At 44.2% G+C, this 13,203-nt stretch carries 10 protein-coding genes; 8 read left to right on the forward strand and 2 right to left on the reverse strand.

The window, feature by feature from the left end:
* Positions 1-169 precede the first annotated feature (169 nt).
* From FCL54_RS14305 to FCL54_RS14325, 5 genes are all read left to right on the forward strand, one after another.
* A complete protein-coding gene (locus FCL54_RS14305; RefSeq protein ID WP_138127412.1) occupies positions 170-2,266 on the forward strand; it encodes a PAS domain S-box protein in 2,097 nt (698 codons plus the stop codon).
* Between the two features lie 608 nt (positions 2,267-2,874).
* Positions 2,875-3,306: a YwiB family protein gene (locus FCL54_RS14310; RefSeq protein WP_138127413.1), complete on the forward strand. Its 432-nt coding sequence runs from the start codon at positions 2,875-2,877 to the stop codon at positions 3,304-3,306.
* Complete coding sequence (argS, locus tag FCL54_RS14315; RefSeq protein WP_138127414.1) at positions 3,303-4,973, forward strand: arginine--tRNA ligase; 1,671 nt, start codon at positions 3,303-3,305, stop codon at positions 4,971-4,973. The genes FCL54_RS14310 and argS overlap by 4 nt, the downstream gene beginning before the upstream one ends.
* A 193-nt stretch (positions 4,974-5,166) precedes the next feature.
* Positions 5,167-5,331, forward strand: coding sequence for a XapX domain-containing protein (locus FCL54_RS14320; RefSeq protein ID WP_138127415.1), 165 nt, complete (start codon positions 5,167-5,169; stop codon positions 5,329-5,331).
* Between the two features lie 100 nt (positions 5,332-5,431).
* The gene (locus FCL54_RS14325) at positions 5,432-6,247 is read left to right on the forward strand and encodes an alpha/beta fold hydrolase (RefSeq protein WP_138127416.1); all 816 of its coding nucleotides are present in this window, start codon (positions 5,432-5,434) and stop codon (positions 6,245-6,247) included.
* Here FCL54_RS14325 and uvsE read toward each other — a convergent pair.
* Complete coding sequence (gene uvsE / locus FCL54_RS14330) at positions 6,197-7,150, reverse strand: UV DNA damage repair endonuclease UvsE (RefSeq protein ID WP_138127469.1); 954 nt, start codon at positions 7,148-7,150, stop codon at positions 6,197-6,199. The two genes, FCL54_RS14325 and uvsE, sit on opposite strands and share 51 nt — an antisense overlap.
* A gap of 115 nt (positions 7,151-7,265) precedes the next feature.
* The gene (gene cls / locus FCL54_RS14335) at positions 7,266-8,459 is read right to left on the reverse strand and encodes a cardiolipin synthase (RefSeq protein ID WP_246055274.1); all 1,194 of its coding nucleotides are present in this window, start codon (positions 8,457-8,459) and stop codon (positions 7,266-7,268) included.
* Positions 8,460-8,682: 223 nt separating this feature from the next.
* Between cls and FCL54_RS14340 the strand changes: the two genes are divergently transcribed.
* From FCL54_RS14340 to FCL54_RS14350, 3 genes are all read left to right on the forward strand, one after another.
* A complete protein-coding gene (locus tag FCL54_RS14340) occupies positions 8,683-10,800 on the forward strand; it encodes a (Fe-S)-binding protein (RefSeq protein ID WP_138127417.1) in 2,118 nt (705 codons plus the stop codon).
* A gap of 192 nt (positions 10,801-10,992) precedes the next feature.
* Positions 10,993-12,174 carry an acetyl-CoA C-acetyltransferase gene (locus FCL54_RS14345; protein WP_138127418.1) on the forward strand — a complete coding sequence of 394 codons (1,182 nt, stop codon included), beginning with the start codon at positions 10,993-10,995 and terminating at the stop codon, positions 12,172-12,174.
* Between the two features lie 167 nt (positions 12,175-12,341).
* Positions 12,342-13,199: a 3-hydroxybutyryl-CoA dehydrogenase gene (locus tag FCL54_RS14350; protein ID WP_138127419.1), complete on the forward strand. Its 858-nt coding sequence runs from the start codon at positions 12,342-12,344 to the stop codon at positions 13,197-13,199.
* Positions 13,200-13,203 lie beyond the last annotated feature (4 nt).

Raw genomic sequence — 13,203 nt, forward strand, 5'->3', positions numbered from 1 at the left:
TTAATTTTTCATTACTGCATCGCTAAGCGGTGCAGTTTTGTTTTATAATAAAAGCGGGACAAATTGTTTAAAAAATACATATTTTCAAAAAAATACTCTAGTTCCTTAGACTCGTACATAATAATGCAGACTTAGCAAGCTAAAATTATATATAAAGGTGTGTTTGTTAATGAATGCAGAGGACACCCGATTCGGCTCTTTTACGTTATCATTTTACGATCAACTCTCAGATCCGGTCATTTTTACTGATTCAAAAGGATCGATCTTAGCATTAAATAAATCGGCCCAAAAGAAGTTCAAGAATGTTCCTTCCCACACTCCTATCGTTAAGCTTTTTCCGGACATCATAGTTGAAAATCTAAAAGAAGAAGAAATCGTTCCCGCCTGTTCGGTAGATGGTCATGATTATCTTCTTTCTATTTGCATGTCTACCCAATCGAATGTAAGCGCTGTTTTACTTAGGTCTTCGAAATTAGAACAAGAAAAACAACACCGCTACCAGTCATTGTTTGAACAAAATTCTTCGGCTATATACGCGATCGACCGAAACGGTACTATCCTGGACATAAATGCAGAAGGAGAAAGAGCAACAGGATATAAAAAGGATGAACTGATCGGTCATTCAATCCATAAGCTTATCTATGAAGAAGACCTTCCTGCGGTTGAAGAGCTGCGAGAAAGAGTGTATAACGGAGAACATATTGAATACGAGATTCCGATCCAAACAAAAGACTGTGTTAAAAAACATATGAGAGTAAAAAACATTCCTATCGTTGTGCAGGATGAAATAATAGGAATGTACGGTATCGCAAAGAATATCACCAAACAAAAAATAACAGAAGAAGCGCTGAAGATCAGCAATGAACGGTATCGGCTACTCGTTGAACATTCGCCTGATGCGATTGCCATACACAGGAATGGGAAGATTGTGTATGTTAACGAAGCTGGTGTTAAGCTTGTAAGCGCAACCGATCATTGTGAGTTAATAGGTAAAAGTATTTATGATTTTCTTCATGAAGATTCCACTGACATTGTCCAAAAGCGCCTCAGTATTCCAGTTGATGATGCGGCACGGGAAGAAATGATCGATTTGAAGTTGAAAGGAAAAGACGGAAGTGTGGTCGATGTTCAGTTAAAAGCGATTCCATTTGAAGATAAGGACACGGTTCAAATTGTCATCAGGGAAGTGACGGAACAGAAAAAAGCAAAAAGAGAGCTCGAAGATTCAGAACAGCGCTATAAATCCCTTTTTCAGAATAATCCTGATTCCATGTACTCGATTGGGCTTGATGGCAAGTTGTTGAGTGTTAATCCTGCATGTGAAAAGGTTACGGGCTATACGATAGAGGAATTGAAGGCCCAGGATTATGAGAACTTTATAGCGAGCAATGATAAAGAGCGAGTGAAAAAAATATATAAGAGCATAATGGGAGGCGCCACCCGGAAATTCCATAAAACAATCATCCATAAAAAAGGGCATCGCGTAGATATGGAAGCGATTGGGTTTCCTATGATAGTCGATGGCAGGATTGTCGGGGTATACGGGATTATGGTGGATATCACCCATCAAAAGAAGACAGAAGAATTGCTAAGAAAGTCGGACAAGCTTTCCGTTGTCGGGCAGCTGGCAGCGGCAGTGGCGCATGAAATACGCAACCCGCTAACCGCATTGAAAGGGTTTATCCAACTGCTTTATGGAGGCCTTGACGGAAAAGGACAATACTATCAGATTATGCTTTCCGAGCTGAGCCGAATCGAAACGATTATAAGCGAACTGCTTGTCCTGGCAAAGCCACAGGCTGTTGTGTTCGAGGAAAAGAATATCCATTACTTGCTTAGCCATGTTGTAACATTACTTGAAAGCCAGGCCAACCTTCAAAACGTCCAGATTTTCAGAAGCTTTGGTGCCTATAATCCGATACTTAAAGGGGAAGAGAACCAACTAAAGCAAGTATTCATCAACGTTATGAAGAACGCGATCGAAGCGATGCCCCGAGGAGGAAGGCTTATTATCGAAACGACGCTGGAACAGGATAAGTATATAGGTGTGCGGTTTAAAGACAGCGGCGAAGGTATTCCGAAAGAGCGTCTCGCGAATCTTGGCGAGCCGTTTTACACCACAAAAGAAAAAGGAACGGGCCTTGGCTTGATGATCAGCTACAAAATTATCAAAGAGCATAACGGCATGATCGAAATCAAAAGCGAAGAGGGAAAAGGTACTACTGTTGAAGTACTGTTTCCAGTGGTGCAAACGGTTGAAGTATAACTTGTTTTAGAATAATGTTGAGGCATGATCCACGTAAAGTGGACATGCTTTTTTGTTTGATTTGAAAAGAATTGATGTATAAATACCAAAGAAGGAATTTAAGCAGAGGAGCGTTTGCTTTCCGCTTAAGAATGCTCGACTTTACGCAGGGCGGGTGGTGAGCCTCCTTATCGCAAATCATCAGGGTGCTGACTAGAGTGTCCTTTCTTCATTAGAGGACATCTGTTCCGTTATTTGTGACAAAAGGCTGTTTTTTAAAAATTATAGGTCATTGGTGCCGTTATTTACTGGTGAAACGCCTATTTTGATCCGATTATGAGTAAATAGCGGAACGTATGCCCTCATTTATTTCTAAAAGTAGTAGTTTAACACAAATAGCGGATTCAATGTCCTATAAATCCAACTTCAAGCTGGCTACTGATGCCCTCGATACTCCAGGAGTCTAGCAGATCCGCACCGATCCAAATATTCCTGAAAGTTTGCTAACAAACATAAATAATCAACATCGACTGGAAATGATAACCTGCAGAGGGAACCCTGCCAAAGATTGATACGAAAAGGAATCTTTTTTATAATAGAAAAGTTAATGCAAAAAAGGACGTGAAAAGATGCAATCAGAAGTGCAGGTAAACCTTGAGCTGGATACTGTGATCGGCCATGGAAGAGATAAAGAGAAAACGAACTTAAAAACGTCTGGATCCGTTTTTCAAAAAAGTAATGCAACTTACATTAAATATGATGAACATCTTGAGGCGGGAAAAGTATCAAACGTTGTAAAAATAACAGGAACACAGGTTACGGTTATCAGAAGAGGCGCTGTTTCGATGCGGCAAACATTCGAACAGGGCAAAACAACGGAAAGCGTTTATCAGTCTCCTTTTGGAGCACTGCAAATGGAAGCGAAGACAACACAAGTAAGCTTTGAATGGGATGAGCAGAACCGATCCGGGAAACTGTCTCTCGATTACCAACTATCATTGCAGCAAGAACAACCGCGTCATCACCAGATGACCTTTACGTTGAAGGGAGTATCAGTATGAACAGTTTAGAAAAAGTAAAAGAACTTCTAAAAGAGGAAATTGCAGATGCCGTCGTTAAAGCTGGCCTCGCTGAAAAGGAGCAACTGCCGGAAGTTATCCTTGAGACGCCAAAAGAAAAAGCGCATGGTGACTATGCATCGAACATGGCGATGCAGCTTGCCAGAATCGCGAAAAAAGCGCCGAGAATGATCGCGGATGATATCGTGAACCACCTTGATAAGGAAAAAGCGCACGTAAAAGAAATCGAAATTGCAGGTCCAGGGTTTATTAACTTCTTTATGGACCATTCTTATTTAACAGAGCTTATTCCATCTATTTTAAAAGCCGGAGACGAATACGGCAAAACAAATGCCGGCGCTAACAAGAGAATCCAGATGGAGTTTGTTTCCGCGAACCCGACAGGAAGCCTTCATCTGGGGCATGCACGTGGCGCTGCAGTTGGTGACACGTTGTGCAATATCCTTGATAAAGCTGGATACGATGTTTCGAGAGAATATTATATCAACGATGCAGGAAACCAGATCCATAACCTCGCTCTTTCCCTTGAAGCAAGATACTACCAGGCCCTTGGACTGGAAAAGGATCTTCCTGAAGATGGCTATTACGGGGAGGATATCGTTCATTTCGGGAAAGACCTTGCAGAAGAACAGGGCAAAAAGCTTCTCGACCTGGAAGAAAAAGAACGGTATTCCTATTTTAGGGAGTACGGACTGAAGCGTGAATTGGATAAGCTGAAGCATGACTTGAAAGAATTCCGTGTGGAGTTTGATGAATGGTATTCCGAGACCTCCCTGTATACCTCCGGAAAAATTGATAAAGTGCTTGAAAAGCTTGAAGAACGCGGAAAAACGTATAAAGAAGACGGTGCTACATGGTTCCGCTCGACAGAATACGGCGATGACAAAGACCGTGTATTGATTAAACAGGATGGTTCTTACACCTATCTAACGCCTGATATCGCCTACCATCTGGATAAATTCGAACGAGGTTTTGAAAAGCTGATCAATATCTGGGGCGCTGACCATCACGGTTATATACCGAGAATGAAAGCGGCAGTGCAGGCACTCGGATATGACCGGGAGCAGCTGGAAGTACTCATCATCCAGATGGTGAACCTGTTCAAAGACGGCGAAAAGATGAAAATGAGCAAGCGTACAGGTAAAGCGGTAACACTTCGAGAGTTGATGGAAGAAGTCGGCGTTGACGCTATGCGTTACTTCTTCTCGATGAGAAGCAACGATTCCCATCTGGACTTTGATATGGACCTGGCTGTATCGCGATCAAATGAAAATCCTGTCTATTATGTACAATACGCACATGCGCGTGTTTGCAGCATCTTGAGGCAGGGGCAGGAAATGGGCCTTTCATATGAAGGAGATGCTGATCTATCGCTTATCGATTCAGAAAAAGAAATCGAGTTATTGAAAAAGCTGGGCGAGTTTCCAGAGGCAGTAACGGAAGCGGCTGAAAAGCTGATGACTCACCGCATCACCCATTATGCGTTTGAGCTTGCTGCAGCATTGCACAGTTTCTACAACGTGGAACGCGTACTTGATTCAGAAGACATGGAGAAAAGTGCAGCGCGCTTTAAACTGATGAAAGCCGTCCAGCAAACGATTCAAAATGCGCTTCGCTTAATCGGCGTCTCTGCTCCAGAGAAAATGTAAATAATTTTAAGATAGAGTTGACTCAAGTGTCCGGCTCCCTCCGTTTAGCACAGATCTAGATAACGTGTTGGAGGTGCCTGGCACTTTGCCATTGAGTCGACTCCTTTTTGTATTCAGTCAACATCTTATAACTTCCCCTCGCTTAGGTCATCCTAAAAGAGGGTAGAAAAGTTGTGGATAGGAGGGAAACAATTTGAAAATCGTTCTATTATCAATCATTACAGGATTTGTCGTTGGATTTATATTTGCTTTATTTAAACTGCCAATCCCTGCACCACCTGCCCTCGCCGGGATCGCTGGCATCGTCGGAATCTATCTCGGCTTCAAAGCCTTCAGCTGGGTCCAAACCTTCTTCTAACAGGCGAAGAAAAAGAAATGGTGGCTGGCACTTATCCACAACTTTGAGGGGGTCAGACCCCGAAAAAAAGGGGTTAGACCCCAAAAGAGGTGTTAATAAATTGCCTACTGTACATCTAGAGAATGAGCTTGAGGTTTATTATGAGGAGGCGGGAAGGGGGATGCCGATCCTTTTTCTTCATCCGCCCGGGATGGGGCTTGTGACCTTTTATTATCAGCAGGCTCTTGCCGACCAATTTCGGGTCATCGCTTATGACATTCGAGGGCACGGCTATAGCGGGCTGACAGAAGAACCGCTTTCGATCGGCCTTTTAGCTGAGGACCTGCTTTTTTTTATGAATGCGTTAAATATAGAAAAGGCAGTGGTTTGCGGCTACTCCGCAGGCGGGTCGATCGCGCTGGATTTTGCGCTTAAGCACCCGGAAAGGATGGAAGCTTTAATTCTCTCCGGCGGTTTTTCTGAAGTTAACGACTTTTGGCTTCGAAACGAATTCAAAGCGGGAATAGCGCTTTCAAATGAAAAAAGGCTTCCGTTCCTTGCCAAAGCAGTATCCCTTGGAAACCGTTCTACAAAAGCGGATACAAAAATGCTCTATGATTATTTCATGAAGTCTGATCCACTCACGCTTCGGAAGTTATATAAAGAAGGCCTCGACTACAATTGTACGAAGCACCTTCCGAATATAAAATGTCCGCTTATGGTGGTCGAAGGGCAATTTGCTTTTTATTTTCACCACTATCAAATGATTTTCCAGAGTCTAGTGCCGAATGTAGAAACGGCAAGAGTATCAAAAGGTTTCCATGAACTTCCGATGAAATTCCATGATCCTTTCAACCATGTGGTCAGGACGTTTCTTAATAAAGTCCTATATTCTGAGCGTAGCACCGCCGATTCGTTTAAACCCGCGTACAGCTGATAAATCTTCCACCAGCTTTAATGCTGCCTTATCCTTCGCTTTAGCTTCGATCATAATGTCAGCATCCTCGCCATGGGACTGAAGAAGCTTAATGAAGGGCATGGCGAATTCAGCATCAACATAATCAGCGTGAGAACGGTAAGCCTTCTCGGATTTTGGGGAAGAAAGATGAAATTTCGGCTGGAATGATGATTTTTCCCATGTTTTATATACTCTCGGCAAGATTCCTTCCAGCCCTTCATCCCCGGTGTTTGCTTTATAATGATGGTAATCAAGTACAAAAGGAACCCCATGGCGTTCGCACACATCCAGGGTTTCCATAACGGTATACGTTTTGTCGTCGTTTTCCAGGGTGACCTGTTCACGAACCGCTGTATCCAGCTTCACAAAGTTCTGGTCAAACCGCTCAAGCGCCGTTTGCTTATCCCCGTAAACCCCGCCAACATGAATATTGATCGTAGCCTGCTTTTCGATTCCCATCGCTTCAAGCATCTGATAGTGGTAAACCATATCTATGATCGCATTTTCCGTAACGTGACTCTTTTGACTTGTGAACAGCGTAAATTGATTTGGATGAAAACTGACACGTAGCTTATGCTTTTTCACAAGGTCGCCGATTTCTTTAAATTTATCTTCGAATGGCGTTAAAAAATCCCATTTCACTTCAGGATGGGTCGCAAGCGGAACAATGGAAGACGACATCCGATAAACCTGGATGCCGTGCGCGATGTTATAATATAAAGCCCTTAACGTATTGGTAAGATTCGTATCTGTTGCTGTATAAAGCTTTTCTTTTCGTTCTTCGGGACTTAGCTGCTTCCATCTCGTGAAAGTCAGCGTTTTAGCTGGAGAAGCCTCCCATAATGAAAGGGCTGTTGCTACATAGCCAAACCGAATATCTATTTTAAACACGCTCCTCAATCGTTTCTCCTCAAAACTTATCATAAACGTTCCCTGGAAAACTTAAATGAAACGCCTTTCAAGGCCAGGGGAACTTACAGCATTCATCTGGCCAACCTTATAAAAAATAAGAAAGTAAATCAGCGAACGGCTCTTTTAACCGCTGGAGAATTGGACGACCCTTAAACTTTCCGATCGTTAAACGCTCAGAGTCCTTGATGTCCTGTTCGATGGTCTTTTTAATGACCTCAAGCAGTTTGCCATCTTTTAAAATACAGTTGATTTCACTGTTGATATGAAAGCTTCTTTTATCAAAGTTGGCAGTGCCGATATCACATAACTCATCGTCTATTAGAAGCACTTTTGCATGGTAAAATCCCTTTTGGTACTGATAGATTTCACAGCCTGCTTCTAAAAGGGGCAAAAAGTAACGGAAGGCAGCTTCCTTGACGAGCGGATGATCTGCTTTAAACGGCAAAATGATTTTGACATTAATCTTTTTTCTAGCAGCTGTGATCAGCGCATTTTGAATTTTCAGCCCCGGTATATAGTAGGGCGTACCAACGACGATTGATTTTTCGGCAGATTCGATATAATCGAGAAACGAATAGTTCATATCGATGCCTTCAGTCGGTTCAAGCTTGAGGCTGATCGGCCCTTTTTCTAGTTCCGGGTAAAGAGACCGGTCTTTCGTGATACTCATGCCGGCAATTCTCCAGTCCTCTACAAACTGCTGTTGCAGATCCTGAACGCCGTCTCCGTTGATCCTCAGCTGGTAGTCGCGCCAGTATCCGAGCTTAGGGTCCTTTCCCAGGTATTCATCCCCGATGTTAAACCCGCCAATATAGCCGATGTTCCCATCGATCACCCCGATTTTTCTATGGTTGCGATGATTCAACGTGTAAAAGAAGAAGGGGAATTTTGGGCGGTTGGAAAGACCGAGTTCAATGTTGTTTTCTTTCAAAAGCTTCCGTGCGCTTTTTGATAATTTATGGCTACCTATTGCATCAATTAAAACGCGCACCTTTACCCCTTCTGAAGATTTCTTGATGAGCCGCTGGATGAGTTCCATGCCAATTGTGTCATCACGAAATATATAAAACAAGAGATGGATGTGCTTCTGTGCATTTTCGATATCGTCAAACAGGACCGAAAAGAAGTCCCGGCCTTCATTATAAAAGGAGCAAGAGCTGTGGCGGACAGGGAGGCGGGAAGGCTCGATCTGTTCCATCCTTGCTTTTTTTCCAAGATAAAAATCCAGCCCCAGCCAGATTGCTATAACAACGATAAGGATAATGATGGCAATGAGCAAGAGATTCCCTCCTGAATGGTTAGTAACCTTAGCGTTCCCTAAAAAATAAAAATTAAAAAAAAGTTCCCGACTGAATGCTCATTCACAAAAAATATGCTATAATGATGTCAGAAAATTATTTGCTTTCTGCTCATTCTGACTTAAAAACGCTTTCATATATGCGTTTGATAAGAAAGGTGACTCTCATTACCAACATCACCACCGATGAAAGGAGCACTACACCATGAATGTACTGTTAGTGTTAAACTGGCTTGCGTTTCTTGCCGTCACCGGTTACGGACTGTACTTATTTGCATCCGTAGTGAAAACAAGATACGAATTTATCAAAATGGGTAAAAAAGAAGAGTATGACCGCACGTTAAAAGAGAGCTTCAAGGAGATTCTTGTGAAAGTGTTCGGTCAGAAAAAGCTATTGAAGGACAAGAAGAGTGGAACGATCCATGTGATGATGTTCTACGGATTCCTGCTTGTTCAGTTCGGTGCGCTTGACATGATCATCAAAGGCCTTGCACCTGGAGCGCATTTGCCGCTTGGTCCGCTTTACCCGGCGTTTACGTTCTTCCAGGAGCTTGTTACTTTGATGATTTTGATAGCGGTTGCATGGGCTTTTTATCGCCGTTATATAGAGGCGATCCCTCGTCTGAAAAAAGGCTTGAAAGCTGGACTGGTACTTATTTTTATCGGTTTGTTGATGCTTTCCGTGCTGCTTGGAAACGGAATGGAAATCATCTGGCATGATACAGGATACAGCTGGAGCGGACCAATCGCTTCTGGTGTCGCATTCCTATTCTCATGGCTGAATGAATCGGCCGCAATCGGTATCTTTTATTTCGCATGGTGGGTGCACTTGCTTACATTGCTTGCATTCCTTGTCTATGTGCCGCAATCCAAGCATGCCCACTTGATCGCTGCTCCTGCCAACGTATTCATTGGATATACTTCACCGGTAGGGAAAATGAGATCGATCGACTTTGAAGACGAGTCAGTGGAATCATACGGCGTAAATAAAATCGAAGACTTCACACAAAACCAGCTTCTCGATCTTTACGCCTGTGTAGAATGCGGGCGTTGTACAAACATGTGTCCTGCGACTGATACCGGAAAAATTTTATCGCCGATGGATTTGATGATTAAATTAAGAGATCACCTTACAGAAAAAGGTGCTGCGGTAACGTCAAGAACACCATGGATGCCGGCCTATGCATTTTCTGATACAACGGCAAACCAGCTGGCGTACCAGGCTAGAGGCAACAACGAAACAGCGGCTGCTGCGGAAGGCGGCTCACTTGTGAAAGATGAAATTATCGGAAACGTTATCACAGAAGAAGAAATCTGGGCTTGTACAACTTGCCGCAACTGTGAAGACCAGTGTCCGGTAGAAAACGAGCATGTGAGTATGATCATGGACATGCGCCGCCATCTTGTATTGATGGAAGGAAACATGGACAGTGAAGTACAGCGTGCGATCACAAACATCGAGCGCCAGGGCAACCCATGGGGTATCAGCCGTAAAGAGCGTGAGAACTGGCGTGAGATCCGCGATGATATCCATGTTCCTACCGTAAAAGAAATGGAAAAAGCGGACGAAGAGTTCGAATACCTTTTCTGGGTAGGCTCGATGGGATCTTACGATAACCGAAGCCAGAAGATCGCAGCTTCTTTTGCGAAGATCATGAATGAAGCAGGCGTGAAGTTCGCCATCCTTGGAAATAAAGAGAAGAACTCTGGTGACACGCCTCGACGTGTCGGAAACGAATTCTTGTTCCAGGAACTTGCGAACAAAAACATCGAAACGTTGAAAAAGCATGACATTAAAAAGATCGTGACGATCGACCCTCATGCATACAATACAATGAAGAACGAATATCCGGAGTTCGGCCTGGAAGCAGAAGTGTATCACCATACCGAACTGCTTGATAAGTGGATAAAAGAAGGCAAGATCAAGCCTACGTATGAAGTAAATGAGCGAATCACGTACCATGATTCCTGCTACCTCGGCAGATACAATGAGGTTTACGATCCGCCAAGGGAAATCCTGAAAGCGATTCCGGGAATCGACCTTGTTGAGATCGAGCGTAACCGCGAGGAAGCAATGTGCTGCGGGGCCGGCGGTGGCTTGATGTGGACAGAGGAAGATACAGGATCCCGCATCAACGTAACCCGTACTGAGCAAGCATTGCGAGTCAATCCATCCATTATCAGTAGTGCCTGCCCGTACTGCTTAACGATGATGAGCGACGGAACGAAAGCGAAGGATGTAGAAGACGACATTGCGACACTTGATATCGTCGAAATTCTTGAGCGTTCCCTTATTAAAAAAGAAGCAGAAGTAGTCCAGTAAGAGAACCAATTGAAAGATGCTTATGCCGGTGTGTAGTGCCGGCATAGGCTGTTTCACTGAGGATAGGGTGAGCGAGCGTTCAGTCGTCAGCTTGCCGTTTAACTAAATTGCTTACATAAAGAGAAAATAAGCAATTGCTGCCGTTTTATATGCCATGTTGAAAGCGATTACTTTTTCAAGGAGGAGAAAGAAATGGGAAAAACAGTGATTGTAAGCGGAGTAAGAACGCCATTTGGAAAGTTTGGAGGAGCACTTGCGCCATTAACAGCATCCCAATTAGGCGGTAAAGCGATCGAGGAAGCACTGAAGCGGGCTGGAGTTACAGGAGAGCAGATCGGCGAGGTTATCATGGGAAGTGTTTTACAGGGGGGACAGGGACAGATCCCTTCACGCCAGGCTGCCCGTAATGCCGGCATCCCATGGGAAGTGAAAACGGAGACGATTAACAAAGTTTGTGCTTCCGGTATGCGAAGCGTGACACTCGCTGACCAGATTATCCGTGCCGGCGATGAAGAGGTGATTGTAGCCGGCGGTATGGAATCGATGAGTAACGCTCCTTATGTTCTAAAAGATGCAAGATGGGGATTGAGGATGGGAGACAGCAAAGTGACTGACTTGATGGTCCATGACGGTCTGACCTGTTCATTTAAAGGATGCCACATGGGCGTTTATGGAAACGCAGTAGCGGATGAGTTCGAAATTTCCCGTGAAGCGCAGGATGAATGGGCTTTCCGCAGCCATAAAAAGGCATCAGAAGCGATTGAGTCCGGAAGAATGGCAGAAGAAATTGTTGCGGTTGAGGTGCCTCAACGTAAAGGCGATCCTCTCGTGGTGTCACAGGATGAAGCGCCAAGAAAAGATACTACCTCTGATAAACTTGCAAAACTGAAGCCTGTTTTCGGTAAAGACGGCACGATCACAGCAGGAAACGCACCTGGCGTGAATGACGGTGCTGCAGCAATGGTTCTGATGTCAGAAGAACGCGCGAAACAAGAAGGAAAAGAACCGCTTGCAACAATCCTGGGCCATGCGGCAATCGCGGTGGAAGCTGAGTATTTTCCAAAGACTCCTGGCCTTGTAATCAACGAACTCTTAAAGAAAACCGGAAAAAAGATCGAAGACATCGACCTGTTTGAGATCAACGAAGCATTCGCAGCAGTTGCATTGACCAGTGGTAAGATCGCTTCGATCGACCCTGAAAAAGTAAACGTGAACGGCGGAGCAGTTGCACTAGGACACCCGATCGGAGCAAGTGGCGCAAGAATTATCATCACACTGGTAAACGAATTAAAACGCAGAGGCGGGGGACTTGGAATCGCTGCGATCTGCAGCGGCGGAGGCCAGGGAGACGCGATTTTATTGGAAGTGAAGTAATAGAAGTCCGTTTGCAAGAGAAGATTTTAATAAGACCACAAAGCGACACATCCTTGCTCTCCCTAAAAAGAAGATGAGATATCAAAAGAGCCGACCGGGAGAGCAATATTGTTTTACGAGTGACAACATTCCAAGCAGTTAATAAATAGATAACAGGAGGAATACGGATGCAAATCAAAACAATCATGGTGATCGGAGCCGGCCAAATGGGATCAGGAATCGCACAGGTCTGTGCTGCCAACGGCTACGACGTATACATGCATGACCTAAAAGAAGAATTCACACAGCGCGGAATGAACGGAATCGACAAAAACCTGAGCCGCCAGGTAAAAAAAGAACGCATGACAGAAGATGAAAAACAAGAAACCTTAAATCGCCTGCGCCCAACAACTGACCTGGATGATGCAGTCCATGCAGATATCATCATCGAAGCAGCAGTAGAAAATATGGAAGTAAAATGCAACCTCTTCTCCAGGCTTGATGGCATCGCACAAGAACATGCGATTTTAGCGACAAACACTTCTTCCCTGCCGATCACAGAAATCGCAGCTTCCACCAAACGACCGAAGCAGGTGATCGGAATGCACTTCATGAACCCGGTTCCTGTTATGAAGCTAGTGGAGATCATCCGCGGCCTTGCAACAACGGATGAAGTTTATGAAGCAGTAGAAACGCTAGCGAAGAATCTCCAAAAAACGCCGGTCGAAGTTAATGACTTTCCTGGCTTCGTTTCGAACAGAATCCTGATGCCGATGATCAACGAAGCGATTTTTACCGTGTACGAAGGCGTTTCTTCCCCGGAGGATATCGATACTGTGATGAAACTCGGCATGAACCATCCGATGGGACCGTTGACACTTGCCGACTTTATCGGCCTTGATACTTGCCTTTATATCATGGAGACGCTTCATGAAGGATTTGGCGATGACAAGTACCGTCCATGTCCATTGCTAAGAAAATATGTGAAAGCTGGCTGGCTCGGCAAAAAGACTGGAAAAGGGTTTTTCGAGTATGAAAGCAACTAAAACA

This window comes from Exobacillus caeni (genome assembly GCF_005747095.1).
Lineage (GTDB): Bacteria > Bacillota > Bacilli > Bacillales > Guptibacillaceae > Exobacillus > Exobacillus caeni.